Below are 18,998 nucleotides of genomic sequence, written 5' to 3' on the forward strand. Positions count from 1 at the left end.
GTCAGGGCGCCAGCACGATGTCGACGCGCCGGTTGGCCTGCCGGCCCTCCGCCGTCGTGTTGGGGGCGATCGGGTCGGTGTCGCCGCGCCCTTCGGCGCTCAAACGGTTGGCGGCGTCGCCTGCCAGGATTTCCGTCATCAGCTGTTGCACCCGGAAGGCCCGCGCCTCCGACAATTCCTGGTTGGAGGGGTAGCGCAGCGAGCGGATGGCGACGTTGTCGGTGTTGCCGATCACGGAGATGCGGCCCGGCTCCTTGCGCATCGCCTCGGCGACACGCCGGAACACCTCGACATAGCGGGGCTCGATCCGGTCGCTGCCCGAAGCGAAGACGTTCAGGCGGGTGCGGACCAGCACGCGGCCGTCGGTGCCGCCGCTGACCTCGACCAGCCCGGCCCTGATGTCGGCGGCGAGCGCCAGGGCGACGCGCTCCGCCACGGTCTGGCGGGGCGGCGGGGTGGGAAGGGTGACCGGCGGCGCGATGCGGGCGATCTGAACCGGCTGGTCGGGGATCACCGCGGCCAGCCGGCGATAGGCGGCATCGGACTGGTCGGCCAGCGCGAAGACGAACCAGGCATAGAGGGCGGCCAGCAGCGCCGCGATCATGACGGCGGGCAGCCACAGCGGCACCGTCGCCGCCAGCGGCCGGAAGCCGTCGGCCTGTCCGCGCCAGTGGGGCGACAGGTCGCGTTCGGCCTCGCCGCGCTGCTTGCGGATGACGCGGTAGAGCCGGTCGCGCAGCTTCGCCAGTTCGCTGTAGCCGCGTTGCGAGACCCGGAACTTGCCCTCGAACCCCAGCGACAGGCAGAGGTAGAACAGCTCCAGCTCCATCAGGTGGCGGTCCGGCACCTCCGCCATCTGGTCGAGCAGGTCGAAGAAGCGTTCGCCGCCCCAGGTCTCCTTCTGGATGGTGGAGACGAGGCTCTTGTGCGCCCACAGGCTCTGGCTGCCCCAGGGGGTCGCCAGCACCACGTCGTCCACCGTCGCGCACAGCGCGTAGCCGGCATTGCGGATCTGGGTGGCGGACAGTCCGGCGCGGACGGTCGCCGCCTCGAACCGCTGCATCTCGGCGATGACGCGCTCGCGCAGGGACTCCACGTCGCGGTGCTGCGTCAGGTCGCGCACCCGCACCACCATCGCCAGGATGGGGGCGGCGGCGGTGACCAGCGGGTTGTCGCTGACCGCCGTCAACGCCGTCAGCGCCGCATCGTCGAGCGGGCGGAAGCCGGGCGAGAGCGGCGCCGACATCGCGGGGGCGGGTGCCGGGGCTTGCGGGGCGGCCGGCTTCGGGGTGGTGAAGGCGGCGGGCGAGAAGGCGGACGGGGCGGAGAAGGGCTGCGCGCTCTGGCCGAAGGCCGGCGGCACCAGCCCGGCCGACCCGCCGGAGAAGGGCGGCGGTGCGGCCGGCGCGGGAGTGGCGGCCGGCGCGGACGGACGCTGGAACGCCATCGGCTGCATCACCGTGGCGTCGATGTCGTCCGGCTCGTCGAACGGGTTCTTGTCGGGCGGCGGCCGGACGCTCATGACGCCCCCTTCAGGATCAGGTTGTGCGTCGCCGCGGGCGGTCCGTCGGCGGCCGGCTTCGGCGCGGGTTCCGGCTTTTCGGTGGCGGGCTTGTCGGTGCTCGGCTTGTCGCCGGCCGGCTTCTCGGCATCGGGTTTGGCGCTATCCTCCTTGGCAGCGTCCGATTTGTCGGCCGGCGTGTCGCTGCCGTCCGCCGCGCCGTCGCCGGGGACGAGCGTGATGGTGCTGCCCGTGGCGGTCAGAACGTAATTATTCGCCTTGTTCGGCTGGATCGGCTGCATGGCGCGCCAGCCCGCTTCTTCGTAGGCGCGGAAGGCGGCGGCGACGGCCAGCGTCTTCACGTCCGGCTTGGGCTGGACGGTCACGGTCTGCCGGCTGTCGGGCGGCACAGCCAGTTCCTGCCGGTCGAGCAGGGTGGGGCCGAGCGTTGCCTTGTCCTGGTCGATGACCTGGAAGAAATCGGCGTTGGCAAAGGCGTCGCTTGGGCCAAGCTGGTAGAGCCGCAGCATCACCGGCGACGGCCGTCCATTGGGATCGGGGTTCAGCGCCTTTGCCCCCACGACCGTCAATTGGATCGTGGTTGGCGGCGGGGGAGGCGGTGGAGCGGAGGAGCAGGCGGCAAGCGCCGGCACTGCGGCCAGGACGGCAGCGGACCAAATCGTCTTCCGGATCCGCATCCAGCCAGCAATCCTCAGCATCACCACACCTTTCCCCTTATACGAACGGGTATAGCAGGGCACGAATGGATGGTCATCCTTAACCAAAGGCGCCTGCGTGACAATTCCTCGACCGCCGGCTGGGGAGGTTGAACGTCGCGCGCCGGGGGGACAGACTCGGGCGCAGGGGCTGTTCCGCAACTGTGCGGCGAATGGAATGAAACCCGTTCGCGCGCTGTTCGTGGGGCGAGAGCTCGGGGGACAATTGTCGAAGGTGCCAGCGCCATGTCCAAGCTTGCCATGCCCACGCTCTGGACCCGGATGAAAGCCGAACTGGGCGACAGCGAGGCGCAGTACCAGCTCGCCGAATCGCTGCGGTCGGGCGATGTCGCCGCCGCGATTCCCTGGTATCGGCGCGCGGCCCGCCAGGGCCATGTCGCGGCCCAGACCATGCTGGCCTTCCTGCTCGCCAACGGCATCGGCGTGCCGCCCGATCCGGGCCGGGCGGTGTCCTGGTACCGCCGCGCTGCTGCGAAGGGCGATGTCGGGGCGCAGAACAACCTCGGCTACATGCATGAACATGGCGCCGGCGTGCCGTGCAACCCGGCCAAGGCGGCGCTGTGGTACCGGCTGGCTGCCCTGCAGCAGTCGGCCGCCGCCCAGGTCAACCTCGCCCTTCTGCTGCTCGATGGCCGCGGGGTCGATCGGGACGAAGCGGAGGCCGTCCATTGGCTGCGCGCCGCCGCCGGGCAGGGCCATCCCGCCGCCCAGTACCGCCTTGCCCTGTGCCTGCGTGAGGGTGTCGGCACCGGGCGCGATCCGGCCGAAGCCGCCCTGTGGATGCAGGCCGCCGCAGCCGCCGGCGACCGCGATGCGCTGGCGGCGCTCGCCGACCTGCGCGCGGCATCCGATCCGGCCGCCGAGGACGGCGAGGGCTGGGAGGAGGAGGCGATCGGCTGGCAGCATCACGCGGAACGGCGCCCCATGCAGGGCGCCCATGCCGGAGCGATGCCGCCGGGCTGACGCCCGGCGTATGCGGGACGCCTCATCCGATCATGCCCAGCTTGCGCCAGACCGGCAGGCTGTTGGCCATGCACCAGCCCATGCTGTCGGCGATGGCCTTGCGGCTGGCATCGTCGGCGTTCTCCGGCGCGTCCAGGCGGCGCATCGCGTGGGCGACCAGCGCGTCCAGCGTCTCCGGGACGCCTTCGCCGAGGCCGTCGTAGAGCAGCGCCTCCATGGTGCTGACATGCAGGCCGGCGCCGCCGATCGATGCGGCCAGCGCGGTGCTCTTGCGTCCCTCGCTGGTGGCGAGTTCGTTGGCGGCGGCGCGGTTGTGGGCCAGCACGCCGGGCAGCGGCGTCACCGTTTCCGGCGGGTTCGGAACAGGAATGGCTTGGCTGGAGCCGGTCAGCATGCCGGCAATCTCCACCGCCGAAAGGTTGCCGCCTGCCCGCCGGATTTCCGGCAACTCCATCAGGTCGCCGATGCGGCGGGGCCCCTCGGCCAGCGCGTCGAAGATCGGCTCGTAATGCTTGGCCTCCAGCGTCGCCTCGCCCAGCGGCACCTGGATGGTGGTGCGGGCATCGGCGCGCGGGATGATCATCGCCATCGCCATGTCCCTCAGCATCGCGTCGCGCTTGGCGACGCTGATGCGCCGGGCACCGCGGACGAACACGTCGCGGCGGAAGGGACGGCCGACGCAATAGTCCTTGAAGGTCTCGCGCAGGCTGGGCACGCCGATGCTGTCCAGAGCTGCGCGCTGATCGGGCGTCAGCGACAGGTCGGGATAGTTCTCGAACAGGGTGGCGGAGCCGGCATAGGTCAGCTTCGCCTCGCCCAATTCGCGCGCGACATCGACATGGTAGAGCGGCTGCCAGCTGCCGTTCAGGTACTCGTGCGCGAGATAGACCGACTGCTCGGTGCTGTTCTTGGCCTTGGTCTCGCCGCGCAGCTTGCCGAACATCGCCTCGTCGCCGAGGATCTTGGCCCCGGCCTTGTAGAGTTGCTCGGCGAAGTCCAGACCGGCCTTCACCTGCACGTCGCTGCGCTGGTGGACCAGACCTGAATACTCGTACAGCAGCCGCTGCAGCGGCATCATCGGCGCCCAGCCGGGCATGGCGTTGTAGCTGACATAGACCAGCCCGCCGGGCTTCAGCTTCTTCGCCAGGAAGCGCGCGATGGCGCCCCGGTTCATCGGGCTGACCCAGCTGTAGACGCCATGCAGCGTGACGAAGTCGAATTCCGGCAGGTCCGGCCCCTCGCCCTCCGCCATCTCGGCGAAGCTCGCCTCATGGAAACTGATGTTGGTCAGGCCGGCCGCCTCGGCGGCATCGCGGGCGCGGGCGATGTGGGCGGGGTGGAAGTCCACCGCATGGAACCGCCCCTGCGGGTTGGCCGCCGCGAACAGCGCCACTGTCGTGCCGTGGCCGCAGCCGAGCTCGCAATAGTCGAAGCCGTTCGCCGTCGAGGGCGGGGCGATGCCGTTGATCAGGCAGCTCAGCGTCAGATGCGCGGGGCCCTGCTCGCGGTAGAAGCCCGGCAGATATTCGATGTCCGACACATAGCCGGCGCTCCAGTCGCTCATAGCGTCCTCGTCGTTCTACGGTGTGCTGAGCGCGCGGCGCCCCCTCCCTCCCGCTCTTGCGAGCGGGTCCCTCCCTCCCCCGCTTTGCGGGAGAGGGAAGACTTGCCCCCTCTCCCGCGAAGCGGGGGAGGGTTGGGGAGGGGGCACCGCGCCCGCATCACTCACAAATCCTGCATCGGAAAAACCGCGTCCTTGCGCTCGACCGGGCTCGGCGCGTGCAGCACCCAGCCGTTCCAGCCCAGCCGCGTGCCGTCGGCATCGTCCTCGCCGGCGCCCAGACGGGCGGCCGGCACCTCGGCGGCCAGCAAGCTCACCTGAAGCTCGAAATCCAGTTCAGGCCCGACATACATGCGGACCAGATCCTGCAGCTTCCGGAACTCGCGGCCTTCCGGCATGAAGTCGCGGAACTGGTCGTGGTTCAGCGGGCCGATGCGCAGGCGGAACTTGCCCTGGACATCCCAGGCGCGGTCGCCGGCCAGCGCGTCGATCCCCAGCCGGCAATGCTGGCCCTCGGGATCCGACAGGCTGGGAAGGCGCGTCTGCCCGTCCGGCGCGATCGGTAGCCAACTGCCGACGAAGCTCTCCACCGTCACCGGGCGGCCGAGGAAATCCGACAGCATCTCCTGCAGATCGTTGGCCGAGCGCGTGCCGCGCGACATCAGGCCGGAATAATGCAGAAGGGTCTCGTCCTCCACCAACAGACGCTTGGTCAGCGACGGCTGGCCGATGCCGACGAAGCTGGACAGCGTGGTGCTGACCGGGTCCGGTTCGCGCTGGCCCTGGCCGCGCTCGAAGGACACCGGCAGCCGGTATTTGGCCCAGGCGCGGTAGAACAGCGAAAAGCTGCGGTGGTGGAAGACGTCGAAGAAGTCGCGCAGCGCTCGGTTCCGCTCGCGCAAAGACCGGATCATCAGTTCGGTATAATGCTGGGGCAGAACGCCCAGCGGACCGACCAGCCCGAGGAAGGCGCCCACCACCATCGGCGGCCGGCCATCCACCCCCGGCTCCGCCCCGGCCACCTGGTTGCCGGGGAAGGTCAGCGAGGTCTCGGCGCGCAGGCGCACCACCTCCTCGCGCGGGTCATGGTCGTGGCCCACGGCATGGCGGCGCGTGTTGCGCGGATCGCGCCGGGCCTGCCATTCCAGCACCCGCACCGCCTGGAAGAAGTCGAAGCGGTGGGGTGCGCGGAACAGCCGGTCGATTACAGAAGCGGGCGGTTGCCGGCGCGGGCGGGCCATGTGCGGAGCACTCCGGTGCGGCCCTTGACCGTTGCGGTCAGCCGCGTGAAGGAATTGATCGAGCAGTACAGCCCCAGGAAATGGTCGAGGATCATCGCCAGCAGGAACATGCCGCTGCCGCTGAAGCGCTGCGGGTCGAATTCGATGCCGACGTCGATGCCGCGGCACATGGCGTCGCCCCAGGCGACATCGCCCGGCCGGGACGGCGCCCGCGCTGTGCCGCGCTTGGTCGTCACCTTGACGATGCCGTCGGCGATGCCGCGGGTTTCGGCGGAATCGCGGAAATCGTAGAGCCGCAGGATCTCGCGCAGCGCCTCCGTCCCCTCCGCCCCGCCGGAGATCGACAGGTGGTTCAGCAGCAGGTGGGAGACGAGGCGCCAGCGATGGCCCTTGCGCTCGGCGATGCGCAGGGTCGGCGTCGGCGGCGTCAGGCAGGACAGGCCGGCCACCGCCGCCATCCCCTCCGTCAGCTTCAGGTGCGGGTGGCCGCCGCCATAGGGCAGCTGTCCCGGCAGGTCGCGGTTGAGGCAGGTCGTCTCCACCGACAGCACCGACTCCGCCGGGCTCGACGGGTCGAAGTCGAGATCGACCAGCGCCAGATGCACCTCGGTGCCGGGATCGCGCCCGCCGGCCGGGCGGCGGCTGGCGGTGTAGTAGGTGCGGCTGACCGCCTCGACACCGCCATGGCGCAGGCCGTAGAATGGCAGGAAGCGCCGCTGCTTGCCGTCGGGATCGGTGGCCAGCACGCTGTCGACCGAATAGACCTCCAGCGCGCCGGGGCGGCGGGCATCGGGAACCACGCGGTGTTCGTGCTGGGTCTGGGTCAGGGCGACCGGCTCCGCCCGCTGGCGGAACAGGTTGACCACCGGAGTGCAGCCCAGCGCGAAATTGTCCTTCGACACCGCGCGCTCCAGGTCGCCGTCGGTGTTGTTCAGGTAGATGAAGATCTCCAGCGTGTTGCCGGCGCGGCGCAGCACCTTCGGCGACACATGCAGGTCGAAGAACAGGAACTTCTCCGGGAAGGCAAAATACTCGGTCAGCAGCCGGTAGCCGCCATGGGAGCGGGCGGGGTAGGGCAGCATGCCCTCCTCGTCGCGGAACCCCACCGGGCGGATGGCGTCGGGGCCAAGGATCACCGCGTTCGGGTCCTGCGGGTCGTCGGCCAGCGCCACCGAGACGGCGTTGTTGAAGATCAGCTCGTGCAGGGCATAGACCTGCTGCGGCTGGCCGCGCAGGAAGAAGCGCAGGGTGTCCGGCGCCAGTTCCGTGAAGGTCATCTCCGGCACGCGGCAGCGCAGGGTCAGGCGCAGCGAGGCCACCGCGTCGCCCGCCCGCGGGTTGGGCGGCGCCACCAGCGGCCGGCCGGCGAGCACCGCCTGATCCAGCTCGATCGGCCACAGGGTGGCGGGATAGACGGTGCGGAAGCGGCAGGTTTCCCCGCGCAGCGCCTCCGTCTCCAACTCCGTTCCCTTGGGTACGGTGTGCGAGCCGGTCAGGTCCGCGCTGCTTTTCATCTGCACCACCGCCATCGACGGGATCGGCGCCAGATAATGCGGGTAGAGCACGTCGAGCAGCGTGTCGACCAGCTCCGGATACTCGTCGTCCAGCTTGCGGCTGATGCGGGCGTTGAGGAAGGCGACGCCCTCCAGCAGCCGGGCGACATGCGGATCCTCCACCGCGTCGGCGCTGAGCCGCAGCCGGCCGGCGATCTTCGGATGCGCCTCCGAGAACTCCGCCGCCATGCGGCGCAGATAGGTCAGCTCGCGGTTGTAGTATGGGAGGAGTTCGTCAGCCACGGGCCTTACTCGTCACGGTGACCATGTTGGAAGTGGGATCGACCACCGAATCGAAGACCATCGGCTCGGGCGCCGGGTCGGCATGGATCAGCGCCTCGATCCGGAAGCGCAGCGTGCGGTCGGCCGGATCGCTGTTGTCGACCATGGTCACCGCCAGATGGGCGAAGCGCGGCTCCCACCGCCGGATCGCCGCCTCGATCTGCGCCACCACCTCGCGCCGGCGGGAGTCGGTGGCGACATTCTCCACCAGCAGGTCGTGGCAGCCATAGCCGAGGATCGAATCCGCCAGCTCCGTCAGGTCATCCGGCCAGCCCAGCACCCGCCGCCGGGTGTTCAGCAGGTTCTCCAGGTCGCGCCGGATCGCCGCCCGCAGATCCGCCACGGTGTGCGGCCGTGGCGCCACATGCTCCGGCGTGTCGTCGAGCAGACGGTCCAGGACGGACAGGGTGATGGACTGGTTGCGATCCATGATGGCCTTCGGAGGTGCTTTGTCGCTTGGCCCCCACCCTAACCCTCCCCCGCTGGGCGGGGGAGGGGACCAGTGCTGAAGCGGGAGAGTTGCGGCAGTCCCTCCCCCGCCCAGCGGGGGAGGTTAGGTGGGGGCATGTGCAAGTGCTTCCTCACACCGCCCCCGAAAACTCCAGCGTGCCCAGCTGCAGCATCGGAACGCTCTCCTCGCCGACGAGGAAGCAGCGCTGGCCGGTCCCGCGCACCGGCGCGTCCTCCGACCAGTCGGTCACGCGGCCAAGCTTCAGCGCATCCTCGGCATCGGCCGGAGCGCCGCCGTACAGCGTGGGCAGATAGACCTCGCCGTCCGGGCCGCCGCGCACCACCATGTGAGCCGGACGCCACAGCAGATCGCGCGGCCGTTCGGGCGTGCGGAACTCGACCAGCTCCACCGTCTCGGTGGCGATCCAGAAATACTTGCCGGTGCTGGTGTAGACCTCGAAGAAGCCGCCGGTCAGGTCGTCCAAGTCGCGGAAATCATCGAAGGGCGTGCCGTCATGGCTGCCGGACACCGGCGGGCGCATCTCCTCCGCCTGGGCAAGCTTCGTCACCGCGTCGGCGGTGTCGCCGGCGCGGAGCGCCACCAGCGCCTCCAGATGCAGGCGCAGATGGTCGGCGGGCTGGTCGATGAATTCCGGCACGCGGCCGTCGGCGAACAGCTGGCGCCGCGCCTGTTCGGCCCGCACCAGCTGGCGGAACAGCGCCATGGTGACGGCGACCTGCGGCTCCTGCGTGCCGATGGTGTCGAGTTGCAGGTCGGCGCGCTCCAGATTGCCGGCGAAGCTCAGCAGCTCGGCCAGGAAGACGCGGCGGTCGAGATCGGTCGGCTTCTTCTTGATCTCGCCGTTCAGCGTGGTGATCGCCTCGTCGAGGCGGCCCGCCTGGAACAGCTGGGCTGCGGTTTCGCTCATGGTCTGTATCTCTCCCTGGATGGAGCGCCTGACTTCGGTTGACGGTCGGGTCAGGCCGCGCCGCCGGTTTGTGCCAGCTCGGTCACCAGCTTGAAGGTCGAGAAGACCTGATCCAGCTGGAAGTGCGGCCGAAGATGGATGACGCATTGATAGTTGCCGGGCTTGCCCGGAATGGCGCGGACCTGGATGCTGCCCTCGCGCAAGGGATAGCGGGCCTTCTGGTCCAGGCTGGCGTCGTCGTTGCCCAGGCAATAGCCGTGCAGCCAGCTCTGCAAGTCGCGCTCGCATTCCTCCGGCGTGACGAAGGAGCCGACGCGGTCGCGCACCATCACCTTCAGGAAATGGGCGAAGCGGGCGACGCAGAACATGTAGCGCAGCATCGCCGAAAGCCGGGCGTTGGCCGTCGCCGTCGTGGTGGTGAACTGGCCGACCCGCTGAACTGACTGGTTGCCGTAGAAGACCAGATAGGGCGTGTCCTTGCAGCGGCTGACCGGAATGAAGCCGAGGTCGTCGAGATCGCGTTCCAGCTGGTCGGAGATCGAGACCTCGACGGAAAATTTCTGCGCCACCTTGATGCTGTCGGTGGCGAAATCCGGCACCACCAGCTCGGTCACCAGCCCGCCGCCCACCACGTCGCGCTGGGCGCCGCGGATATCGGCGAACCAGCCATGCTGCAGGAAGGAGCGGATCAGCACGGTGCCGAAGGCATAGACGGCATTGCCCCAGCAATGGTCCTCCAGCCGCATGCCGCCCTCACCGCCGACCGATTCCTCGCGGAAGCGGAAGCCGTGGCGGGCCTGCGGATCGTCGCCATAGGGTTCGCGCATCAGGACGCGCGGCAGGGCCACGCCGACGAAGCGTGAATCCTCGGTCTCCTGGAAGCGCTGCCAGCGCTGGTATTCCGTCTGCCGCAGCACCGACTTGAGGTCGAGCGGCAGGCCGAGCTCGTGGAAGGTCTCCAAACCGAACAGCTCGGGCGCCGCGCCGACGATTGCCGGGGCGAAGGCGGCGGCGGCGACCTGGGCCAGCCCCTTGAGGCCGGACACGTCGTCGGTCGGCCGCTCCTTGGTCGGGCGATGCTGGACGGCATAGTCGCACAGCAGCACGCCGAACGGGCGGCCGCCGGGCATGCCGAATTCGTCGCTGTAGACCTTGTTGAACAGCTGGCTCTGGTCGAACTCGATGGCGCGTTCCTGGTCGCGGCACAGTTCGGGCCAGGTCAGGTTGAGCAGGCGCAGCACCACCGTCTCGGCGTTCTGCCCCTGCTTCACCAGCGTGCGCACCCCGCGCCACGAGCCTTCCAGCGACTGGAAGCGCTTGTGGTGCAGGATGGCGTTGACCTGTTCGGACAGCAGCGCGTCGATGGCCGCGATGTCGCGGTCGAGCGCGGCGCGCAGCTTGTCCAGGCTGTCATGAACGGGAAGCGTGATGCCGAACCACAGCCGCAACGCCTCGCCCGGCGAACCGGCCGCCAGGAAGGCGTCGAGCGGGCCGGCATCGTCGCGGCCGAGCGCCATGTCGACCGCCCGCAGACGCAACGGCCGTTCAAGGACCGTCGCCTCCGCGTCGTCGGCATGAATTTCGGCCGCGTGCCCGGTCATGCGGCTATCAGCCGGCCTGCGGGATGCGGGCGACCATGCGCATGGAGGTGGTCAGTTCCTCCATCTGCAGCCACGGGCGCATCCAGGCGACGGCGTTGTAGGAGCCGGGCTTGCCCGGAATCTCCTTCACCTGCACCTTGGCCTCGGCCAGCGGGTACTTCGCCTTCATCTCCTGGCCCGCGGCTTCGTTGCCGTTGACGTAGTTCAGGATCCAGCGGTTCAGCCACGCCTCGCAGTCGCTCGCCTCCATGAAGGAGCCGATCTTGTCGCGCGCCATGATCTTCAGGTAATGGGCGAAACGCGAGGTCGCCATGATGTAGGGCAGGCGGGCGGAGATCGCGGCGTTCGCGGTCGCCTCCGGCCGATCGTACTTCTTGGGCTTCTGCGTGGTCTGGGCGCCGAAGAAGACGGCGTAGTCCTGGTTCTTGTAGTGGCAGAGCGGCAGGAAGCCCAGCTTCGACAGTTCGGCCTCACGGCGATCGGTGATGCCGATCTCGGTCGGGCACTTGGCGTCGCTGTCGCCGTCGTCCGAGGTGAAGGTGTGGAAAGGCAGGTTCTCGACCTTGCCGCCGCCCTCGGCGCCGCGGATAGCCGTGCACCAGCCATACTGCGAGAAGGCGTTGGTCAGGCGCTGGCCCATCGCGTAGGAGGCGTTCATCCAGCAGTAATCGTTGTGGGCCATCGGTCGGGCGATGCCACCTTCGTACGGAGCCTCCTCGTACTCGAACTCTTCGATCGGCTTGGTGTTCGCGCCGTAGGGCATGCGGGCGAGCACGCGCGGCATGGTCAGCGTGACGAAGCGGCTGTCGTCGCTCTCACGGAAGCTGCGCCACTTGGTATACTCGACGCTGTCGAAAATCTTCTCGAGGTCGCGCGGCTTCGACAGCTCGGTCATGTCCTCGAAGCCGAACAGCTTCGGGCTGGCGGCCGAGATGAAGGGCGCGAAGGCGGCCGCCGCCACGTTGGAGACGCCGGTCAGCAGCTCCATGTCGTCGGGGTGGTTGGTGAACTCGTAGTCGCCGATCAGGGCGCCGTAGGGTTCGCCGCCGGCGATGCCGAACTCGTTCTCGTAGATCTTCTTGAACAGGTTGCTCTGGTCGAACTCGACCGCCTTCGAGATGTCCTTGTACAGGTCCTTCTTCGGGCAGTTCATGACGCGGATCTTGAGCGTGGAGCCCGTCTCCGAGTTCATGACCAGATAGTTCAGGCCGCGCCACGAGCCTTCCAGCTTCTGGAACTTCTCGTGGTGCATGATCGCGTTGAGCTGCTTGCTGATCTTGGCGTCGATCGCGGCGATCGCCTTGTTGATCGTCTGGCCCAGGTTCTTGTTGAAGGTGACCGTGCCGGCCAGCGCTTCCTGAGTCAGGGTGCGCAGCAGCTCCTGCGCACGGTCCGGCTCGGTCTGCTTGGTCGCGGCAATGGCCTGGTCGAGAATCGAGAGGCCGGTACCTTCGGCAACGGCGCCGGCGGCGCCTGCGCCCTGGGTCTGAGCGTCGCTCATCGGATCAACCCTCCTTCTTCTCGGTGCCGAGCTCGCCGCTCAGCGCGGCCAGCTCGTCGGTGTTCTGCAGCACGCGCTCCAGCAGGCCTTCCAGCTCTTCCGAACGGTCGGCCTTGCTCAGCAGATCGCGCAGCTGGTTGCGGGTCTCCAGCAGCTTGCGCAGCGGCTCGACCTGCTGGACGACGCGGCCCGGCTCGAAATCCTCCATCGACTTGAAGGCGAGATCGACCGACAGCTGGGTGCCGTCGTCGGCGAGCGTGTTGTCGACCTTCATCTTCAGGCCCGGCGTCATGCGGGCCATGACGTCGTTGAAGTTGTCGCGGTCGATCTGAATGAACTTGCGGTCCTTCAGGGGCTTCAGCGGCTCCGTCGGGTCGCCCGAGAAGTCGCCGAGCACGCCCACGACGAAGGGCAGCTCCTTGACGACGGTCGCGCCTTCGGTCTCGACGTCGTAGGTGATGTGGACGCGGGGCTTGCGCACGCGATCCAGCTTCTGGTGGATACTCGCCATGTTATCGGACCTCCCTGCTCACGCCGTAGGATAGGCGGTGATCGTCAATACCCTGATTGCTCTGCCGGCGGCGGCGCCTTGGCGCCGGACGCGATGAAGAACTGCCGCCGCGTCTCCTCGTCGGTGATGAGCTCCATCAGGAGTTCCTGCAACGACATGCGGCCGCGGCGGACCACCTCCTCCAGCGTGTAGGAGATGGGGGAATGGGGTTCCGTCTTGCGGAAGAAATCGGCGACCTGCAAGAGGACCTTGAAGGCCTCCTCGCGCGTTGTCACAGCCCCGCTCGCCTGCGCCTTGGCGCCGGCCGCCACGATCGCGCCGCCGGTCGCCACCAGTTCGGTGGACGTGGCGGGGGCTTCCGCCGCGGCGGGCTCGTCGCCGCCCAGCGTCGCCAGACGGTCGCGCGCGGCGTAGTTCACCGCGTCGAGCGCCGCCGTCAGGACGTTGCGGATGTTGCCCGCAGGCGGCGAATCGTAGCCGGCCTTGTCGTAGAGCACCTTGCCCAGTGCCTCGAACTCGTCGATGGCGCCCTGGATGTCCTCCAGCAGGGTCTTGAATTCGGAGGCCGGCGTCTCGCGGACGCTCTGCTCGAACTGTTCCCAGGTGACGGCGCCATTGTCGATGCGCGCCTGACGGCGCGCCTCGTCGGTGATCTTCGCCAGCTCGATGGCCTGCTCGTACTGCCAGAGCGAATAGGGAATGTCACCCAGGGTCAGTGGCACCTTGCGGACCGGCTGGATCAGCGTGCCGTCGGCTGACTCGCCGTTCAGGCCGGTCAGCGGGCCGACGCGGGTGGCGATGCCGTCCTCGTCCGGGGCCGGGTACAGGTTGTCCCAGAACCGCTCCACCAGTCCGCGGGCCAGCGCGAAGCCGTCGCGCAGTCCGGCGTAACCCTCCGCCCGCAGCAGCGCCTCGATGAACCAGGCCGTGACCTCCAGGTCCTTCGCCTGGGTGCGCAGGATCCGCGGGCTGACCTCCAGGATGGTGCGCCATTCCGGCAGAAGGCCGCCGGCGTCGTCCTCCACATCCATGGACCGTTCGGCGGCGCGGGCGGCGCTGCGGGCGTCCTTTACGGTATAGTAGTCGGCGGAGGCATTCTCGCGCAGGTCGATCCCACATTCGGAATCGCCCTCGATCGGCTGCAAAAGCTCTTCGACATCGAAAATCTGCGGTGTCGGCATGAAGGAAAGCACCCTTTCCACATTCATATGAAGAAGGTCAGAGCCGCAGGTCGCGGAACCCGCCGATTTGGGGGTAAGCGTACGTGTCAGGAAATTGATAGCGTTACTTCCGACGGTTCGACAAGGCTATTCGTCATTTCGGGGGCTGCCGAATAGAATATTGCAGTTGCGTAACAAATCAGCGCCCGGGCTACCCCTATGAGCTTGACGAAACGCAATTGCGGATGAATGCTGTTCGCCTGACGTCGGAATGAACCCTTCCCGGGACCCCTTTTGCGATGACTCCTGACGCCATTCCACCTGCAACCTCGGGCATCGCTGCCGTTCCAGTGGAAAGTCCTGGTGGCATTTCTCCCGTTGTGATTGAGAGGCGCGATCCGGCCGGCCGCTTGGTCGCGCGGGTCGGCATCGCCGACGGGATGCTGGAGGGGCCCTGCCTCTTCTTTGCTGAGGATGGTGAGACGGTGGCCGCGCGGACGCTGTTCCGCGCCGGCAAACAGGTCCTGCCGCCGCCCGGAGATGATTCCGCGTCCTCGCTGCTCGGCGCCCCGGTGGCGTCGGTCGAATCGTCGTTCTGACCGGTCGGAGACACCAGATGCCGCCCGCCGCCCGCCTCGGCGACCTGATCAAGCAGGACACGCCGCACTGCCACGCACCGATCCACCCGCCGGCCCCCGTGCCGGCGCCGGCGCCGCATCCCGGCTTGCCGCTGGCGATCGTGCTGGGCAGCCCGACGGTGCTGATCGGAAAAATGCCGGCGGCACGGCTGACCGACATCTCCGCCCCCTGCGTGCTGCCGGGCTGCATTCCGGCCGGGCCGGGCATGATCTCCCAAGGATCGACGACTGTGCTGATCAACAACCTGCCAGCTGCGCGCATCAACGACATGACCGCCCATGTGAGCTGCGTCGCGCCGATCCCCGCCCCGGTGGGCAAGGTGCTGCCGCCCGGCTGTCCCACCGTCATCATCGGCGGCTGAGCGCATGCGCCTTTCCCATTTCGAGCGTCTGCGCCCGGTCTGCCCGCGCTGCCTCGCCACCCGCGGCGTGGCGGTGCCGCTGGCGCTCGGCATCGTGGAGGCCGCGGACGCCGATTCCGTCCATTGGGGAACGCTGGTCTGCGGCGACCAGACTTGCGCGATGGAATATCCCATCGTCGACGGCGCTCCGATCCTGGTGCCGGACCTGCGCGGCTGGATGGCAGCGAACGGGCATCTGCTGATCACGCGCGCCGACATTCCGGCGGCGATGGAAGGGGTGCTGGGCGACGGATTCGGCCCCGACAGCGCCTTCAACGCCACCCGCCAGCATCTGTCCAGCTATGGCTGGGACCATTACGGCGACCTCGATCCCGCCACGCCGGACGGGCAGGCTGGGTCGGTCGTCCGCTGCCTCGCCGCCGGGCTGGACCGGCTGGGGCCGTTGCCGGCGGGGCCGGCGCTGGACCTCGGCTGCGGTGCCGGACGGACCAGTTTCGAACTGGCGGCACGGGGGGAGGATCTGGTGCTCGGCCTCGATCTGCACTGGCCGCTGCTGATGCTGGCGCGGCGGGTGATGGAGCGGGGGGAGGCGGTGTTTCCGCTGCGCCGGTCCGGCATCGCCTATGACCGGCAGCGGATCGAGGCGCGGTTCGCCGGGGCGGAGCGGGTGGATTTCTGGATCGGCGACGCGCTGTTCCCGCCCTTCGCCCCGCGAGGCTTCGCGCTCGTCGCGGCGATGAATGTTCTGGACTGCGTCGCCTCGCCGCCGACCCTGCTGCGCGCCATCGACGGCATGGTGGCGGAGGGCGGCGGCGCGGTGCTGGCGACGCCCTTCGACTGGTCGACACAGGCGACGCCGGTCGAGGCCTGGCTGGGCGGCCATTCGCAGCGTGGAGACGATGCCGGTCGTTGCGAGGCCGTGCTGGCGCGGCTCCTGACGCCGGGCGCCCACCCGCAGTCGGTCGAGCGCCTGCAGCTTTTGGGAGAACCGGTCGATATTCCTTGGACGGTTCGGATGCATGACCGCGCTATCATGCAATATAAAACGCATTTGATGATGTTGCGTGCATGATTCGCGAATGAAGTGAACAAGTTTCAGTTAGTTTGCGAAGCATAGCAGTGGATTTTTCGAAATGGCTTGGTCAAAGTCCGCGGCACAGCCACAGGACGAACCGGCCGGTCGGTTAAGTTGGTGCGAGCGCCGCAGGCGCTCTGCCCGCATGGGTTGAAGACACGCAAGTCACACGAAGGGGGTGGAGCCATGGTGGCGGTCGATCTGCAGAGCATGATTTCGCGGCTGAATCCGCTGTGCCGGCGGGCGCTGGAGGCTGCGGCCGGACAGACGCTGTCGCGCACGCATTACAATTGCGAGATCGAGCATTGGCTTCTCCAGCTGATCGGTGCCGCCGACGGCGACATCTCCGCCATTCTGCGTGTCTACGAGATCGACGCCGGCCGGCTGTCGGCCGACCTGACGCGGGTGCTGGACAAGCTGAAGACCGGCAACAGCCGGGCGCCGGCCCTGTCGCCCAATCTGGTGCAGCTGATGCGCGAGGCGTGGGTTCTGGCCTCCCTGCAGTATGGCGAGGGGGCGGTGCGCTCCGGCCATCTGCTGGCGGCCCTGCTGTCCGACGAATCGCTGTCGGCCCAGGCGCGCGACATGTCCGGCCAGTTCGCGAAGATCACCGCGGATGTGCTGCGCCGCGATCTGCCCAAGATCGTCGCCGACACGACGGAGGCGCGCACCAGCGCTCCGGTCGCCGCGGCGGGTGGTGCTGCCGGCGGGGCCGCCGCGGGCGGCGCGCCGAAGGTCGGCGGGGCGACCCCCAACCTCGACCAGTACACCATCGACCTGACCGACCGCGCCAAGAACGGCAAGATCGATCCGGTGCTGGGCCGCGACGCCGAGATCCGCCAAATCATCGACGTGCTGACCCGCCGCCGTCAGAACAACCCGATCCTGACCGGCGAGGCCGGCGTCGGCAAGACGGCGGTGGTCGAAGGCTTCGCGCTGCGCATCGCCGCCGGCGACGTGCCGCCTGACCTGCGCAACGTCCGCCTGCTGTCGCTCGACCTCGGCCTGCTGCAGGCCGGCGCCGGCATGAAGGGCGAGTTCGAGAACCGGCTGAAGGGCGTGATCGACGAGGTGAAGGGCTCCAGCCAGCCCATCATCATGTTCATCGACGAGGCGCACACCCTGATCGGCGCCGGTGGGCAGGCCGGGCAGAACGACGCCGCCAACCTGCTGAAGCCGGCCCTGGCGCGCGGCGAGATGCGCACCATCGCCGCCACCACCTGGGCCGAATACAAGAAGTATTTCGAGAAGGACCCGGCGCTGACCCGCCGCTTCCAGGTGGTGAAGGTGGAGGAGCCGGCGGAGCCGGTCGCCGTCGACATGATGCGCGGCCTCACCGCCACGCTGGAGAAGCACCACAAGGTCCGCATCGTGACGGAGGGGCTGATCGAATCGGTCCGCCTGTCCAGCCGCTACATCCCGGCGCGCCAGCTTCCCGACAAGGCGGTCAGCCTGCTGGATACCGCCTGCGCCCGCGTGGCGATGAGCCAGACCGCGACCCCGCCTACCATCGAGGACCGCCGCCGCACCATCCAGCTGACCGAGACCGAGGTCGCGATCCTGGAGCGCGAGGAGGCCATCGGCATCGACCATGCCGAACTGCTCGCCGCGCTGAAGGACAAGATCGCCGCCACCCAGGCCGACCTGGAGGCGCTGGAGGCCCGCTGGACCAAGGAACTGGAACTGGTCAAGGCCATCAACGAGACCCGCGACCAGCTGGTCGCCGCGCATGAGCAGTCCAAGGCTCCGGCCGCCGAAGGCGCGACGCCTGCCGAGCCGCTGGATGCCGAAGCGCTGAACGCCAAGCTGTCGGCGCTGACCGCCGAGCTGACCGCGCTGCAGGGCGAGGATCCGCTGGTCAAGGTCGCGGTGGACGGGCAGGCGGTGGCCGAGGTGGTCGCCAACTGGACCGGCGTTCCGGTCGGCCGCATGGTCTCCAACGAGATCAAGACCATCCTGTCGCTGGCCGATCGCATGAAGGAGCGCATCATCGGCCAGGACCACGCGCTGGACGCCATCGCCCAGGCGATGTGGACCAGCCGGGCCAAGCTGACCGACCCGCGCAAGCCGATCGGCGTCTTCCTGATGGTCGGCACGTCCGGCGTCGGCAAGACCGAGACGGCGCTGACCCTGGCCGACCTGATCTATGGCGGCGAGCAGAACGTCACCACCATCAACATGACCGAGTACAAGGAGGAGCATAAGGTCTCCCTGCTGCTGGGTTCTCCTCCGGGCTATGTCGGCTTCGGCGAGGGCGGCGTTCTGACCGAGGCGGTGCGCCGCCGGCCCTACAGCGTCGTCCTGCTGGACGAGCTGGAGAAGGCCCATCCCGGCGTGCAGGACATCTTCTTCCAGGTGTTCGACAAGGGCACGATCAAGGACGGCGAAGGCCGCGACATCGACTTCAAGAACACCGTCATCATCATGACGTCGAACGCCGGCACGGACCTGATCCACAAGCTGTGCGCCGATCCGGAGACTGCGCCGGACGCCGAGGGCTTGCTGGAGGCCCTGCATCCGGAGTTGCAGAAGAGCTTCAAGCCGGCCTTCCTCGGCCGCTGCACGGTCATCCCGTACTTCCAGCTTTCGGACGAGAATCTGGCGAAGATCGTGGTCCTGCAGTTGAACCGCATCTCCAAGCGGGTGGTGCAGAACTACAAGGCCGCCTTCTCCTACTCCGACGATCTGGTCCAGAGCATCGTCAACCGGTGCCAGGAGGTCTCCAGCGGCGCCCGCAACATCGAGACGATCCTGAGCCGCACCCTGCTGCCGGAGATCTCGTCCCGCATCCTCGCCCGCATGGGCGACGGCGAACCGATCACCCGCGTCCACGTCTCGGTCGATGGCGAAGACCGCTTCGTCTACGACATCGCCTGAGACCGGGGGAGCGGGAGGGCCGGGGCGGGCGCGCAGAAAAGCGACGGGCGGTGACG

16 protein-coding genes are annotated in these 18,998 nt (G+C 68.5%); 5 read left to right on the top strand and 11 right to left on the bottom strand.

All coding sequences use genetic code 11. From position 1 onward, the window contains the following. Position 1: 1 nt before the first annotated feature. Both icmH and tssJ read right to left on the bottom strand, forming a co-directional pair. Complete coding sequence (icmH, locus tag FZ983_RS09565; protein WP_149223324.1) at positions 2–1,522, bottom strand: type IVB secretion system protein IcmH/DotU; 1,521 nt, start codon at positions 1,520–1,522, stop codon at positions 2–4. Beyond that, on the bottom strand, positions 1,519–2,199 hold the full coding sequence (gene tssJ / locus FZ983_RS09570) for a type VI secretion system lipoprotein TssJ (protein ID WP_247883689.1): 681 nt from the start codon (positions 2,197–2,199) through the stop codon (positions 1,519–1,521). The genes icmH and tssJ overlap by 4 nt, the downstream gene beginning before the upstream one ends. 264 nt (positions 2,200–2,463) lie before the next feature. Between tssJ and FZ983_RS09575 the strand changes: the two genes are divergently transcribed. Further along, positions 2,464–3,201, top strand: a complete 738-nt coding sequence (locus FZ983_RS09575; protein WP_149223326.1) for a tetratricopeptide repeat protein — start codon at positions 2,464–2,466, stop codon at positions 3,199–3,201. A gap of 22 nt (positions 3,202–3,223) precedes the next feature. Here the strand turns inward: FZ983_RS09575 and FZ983_RS09580 are convergent, their stop codons facing one another. From FZ983_RS09580 to tssA, 9 genes are all read right to left on the bottom strand, one after another. Next, a complete protein-coding gene (locus tag FZ983_RS09580) occupies positions 3,224–4,765 on the bottom strand; it encodes a class I SAM-dependent methyltransferase (protein WP_149223327.1) in 1,542 nt (513 codons plus the stop codon). Positions 4,766–4,926: 161 nt separating this feature from the next. After that, positions 4,927–6,003, bottom strand: a complete 1,077-nt coding sequence (gene tssG / locus FZ983_RS09585) for a type VI secretion system baseplate subunit TssG (protein WP_149223328.1) — start codon at positions 6,001–6,003, stop codon at positions 4,927–4,929. Next, the gene (gene tssF, locus FZ983_RS09590; RefSeq protein ID WP_149223329.1) at positions 5,967–7,799 is read right to left on the bottom strand and encodes a type VI secretion system baseplate subunit TssF; all 1,833 of its coding nucleotides are present in this window, start codon (positions 7,797–7,799) and stop codon (positions 5,967–5,969) included. Before tssF ends, tssG begins: the two co-directional genes overlap by 37 nt. Further along, positions 7,792–8,268 carry a type VI secretion system baseplate subunit TssE gene (gene tssE, locus FZ983_RS09595; protein WP_149223330.1) on the bottom strand — a complete coding sequence of 159 codons (477 nt, stop codon included), beginning with the start codon at positions 8,266–8,268 and terminating at the stop codon, positions 7,792–7,794. Before tssE ends, tssF begins: the two co-directional genes overlap by 8 nt. Before the next feature lie 151 nt (positions 8,269–8,419). Next, entirely contained in the window at positions 8,420–9,217 is a 798-nt protein-coding gene (locus FZ983_RS09600; protein ID WP_149223331.1) for a type VI secretion system accessory protein TagJ, read from the bottom strand. A gap of 50 nt (positions 9,218–9,267) precedes the next feature. Further along, positions 9,268–10,818: a type VI secretion system contractile sheath large subunit gene (tssC, locus tag FZ983_RS09605; RefSeq protein WP_149223332.1), complete on the bottom strand. Its 1,551-nt coding sequence runs from the start codon at positions 10,816–10,818 to the stop codon at positions 9,268–9,270. Positions 10,819–10,825: 7 nt separating this feature from the next. Beyond that, on the bottom strand, positions 10,826–12,319 hold the full coding sequence (gene tssC / locus FZ983_RS09610) for a type VI secretion system contractile sheath large subunit (protein ID WP_149223333.1): 1,494 nt from the start codon (positions 12,317–12,319) through the stop codon (positions 10,826–10,828). A gap of 4 nt (positions 12,320–12,323) precedes the next feature. Further along, positions 12,324–12,830: a type VI secretion system contractile sheath small subunit gene (gene tssB / locus FZ983_RS09615; protein ID WP_111065970.1), complete on the bottom strand. Its 507-nt coding sequence runs from the start codon at positions 12,828–12,830 to the stop codon at positions 12,324–12,326. A gap of 44 nt (positions 12,831–12,874) precedes the next feature. After that, the gene (gene tssA / locus FZ983_RS09620) at positions 12,875–14,011 is read right to left on the bottom strand and encodes a type VI secretion system protein TssA (RefSeq protein WP_149223334.1); all 1,137 of its coding nucleotides are present in this window, start codon (positions 14,009–14,011) and stop codon (positions 12,875–12,877) included. Between the two features lie 278 nt (positions 14,012–14,289). Here tssA and FZ983_RS09625 point away from each other — a divergent pair, with 278 nt between their 5' ends. The 4 genes from FZ983_RS09625 to tssH all read left to right on the top strand — a co-directional run bounded on the left by FZ983_RS09625 (position 14,290) and on the right by tssH (position 18,942). Next, a complete protein-coding gene (locus FZ983_RS09625; protein ID WP_149223335.1) occupies positions 14,290–14,589 on the top strand; it encodes a hypothetical protein in 300 nt (99 codons plus the stop codon). A gap of 17 nt (positions 14,590–14,606) precedes the next feature. After that, entirely contained in the window at positions 14,607–14,990 is a 384-nt protein-coding gene (locus tag FZ983_RS09630) for a PAAR domain-containing protein (protein WP_149223336.1), read from the top strand. A 4-nt stretch (positions 14,991–14,994) separates the two neighbouring features. After that, positions 14,995–16,062 (top strand): methyltransferase domain-containing protein, encoded by a 1,068-nt coding sequence (locus FZ983_RS09635; protein WP_149223337.1) that lies wholly within the window; start codon positions 14,995–14,997, stop codon positions 16,060–16,062. Between the two features lie 189 nt (positions 16,063–16,251). Next, positions 16,252–18,942 carry a type VI secretion system ATPase TssH gene (gene tssH / locus FZ983_RS09640; protein WP_149223338.1) on the top strand — a complete coding sequence of 897 codons (2,691 nt, stop codon included), beginning with the start codon at positions 16,252–16,254 and terminating at the stop codon, positions 18,940–18,942. Positions 18,943–18,998 lie beyond the last annotated feature (56 nt).

The organism is Azospirillum sp. B21 (assembly GCF_008364825.1).
In the GTDB taxonomy this organism is placed as follows: Bacteria; Pseudomonadota; Alphaproteobacteria; order Azospirillales; family Azospirillaceae; genus Azospirillum.

What these genes read in the sequence shown, in the direction of transcription:
- tssH (WP_149223338.1), top strand. Translation starts at nt 16,252, where the DNA reads ATGGTGGCGGTCGATCTGCAGAGCATGATTTCGCGGCTGAATCCGCTG.
- FZ983_RS09580 (WP_149223327.1), bottom strand. Translation starts at nt 4,765, where the DNA reads ATGAGCGACTGGAGCGCCGGCTATGTGTCGGACATCGAATATCTGCCG.
- FZ983_RS09630 (WP_149223336.1), top strand. Translation starts at nt 14,607, where the DNA reads ATGCCGCCCGCCGCCCGCCTCGGCGACCTGATCAAGCAGGACACGCCG.
- tssB (WP_111065970.1), bottom strand. Translation starts at nt 12,830, where the DNA reads ATGGCGAGTATCCACCAGAAGCTGGATCGCGTGCGCAAGCCCCGCGTC.
- tssA (WP_149223334.1), bottom strand. Translation starts at nt 14,011, where the DNA reads ATGCCGACACCGCAGATTTTCGATGTCGAAGAGCTTTTGCAGCCGATC.
- FZ983_RS09575 (WP_149223326.1), top strand. Translation starts at nt 2,464, where the DNA reads ATGTCCAAGCTTGCCATGCCCACGCTCTGGACCCGGATGAAAGCCGAA.
- FZ983_RS09635 (WP_149223337.1), top strand. Translation starts at nt 14,995, where the DNA reads ATGCGCCTTTCCCATTTCGAGCGTCTGCGCCCGGTCTGCCCGCGCTGC.
- icmH (WP_149223324.1), bottom strand. Translation starts at nt 1,522, where the DNA reads ATGAGCGTCCGGCCGCCGCCCGACAAGAACCCGTTCGACGAGCCGGAC.
- tssC (WP_149223333.1), bottom strand. Translation starts at nt 12,319, where the DNA reads ATGAGCGACGCTCAGACCCAGGGCGCAGGCGCCGCCGGCGCCGTTGCC.
- tssG (WP_149223328.1), bottom strand. Translation starts at nt 6,003, where the DNA reads ATGGCCCGCCCGCGCCGGCAACCGCCCGCTTCTGTAATCGACCGGCTG.
- FZ983_RS09625 (WP_149223335.1), top strand. Translation starts at nt 14,290, where the DNA reads ATGACTCCTGACGCCATTCCACCTGCAACCTCGGGCATCGCTGCCGTT.
- tssC (WP_149223332.1), bottom strand. Translation starts at nt 10,818, where the DNA reads ATGACCGGGCACGCGGCCGAAATTCATGCCGACGACGCGGAGGCGACG.
- tssJ (WP_247883689.1), bottom strand. Translation starts at nt 2,199, where the DNA reads ATGCGGATCCGGAAGACGATTTGGTCCGCTGCCGTCCTGGCCGCAGTG.
- FZ983_RS09600 (WP_149223331.1), bottom strand. Translation starts at nt 9,217, where the DNA reads ATGAGCGAAACCGCAGCCCAGCTGTTCCAGGCGGGCCGCCTCGACGAG.
- tssE (WP_149223330.1), bottom strand. Translation starts at nt 8,268, where the DNA reads ATGGATCGCAACCAGTCCATCACCCTGTCCGTCCTGGACCGTCTGCTC.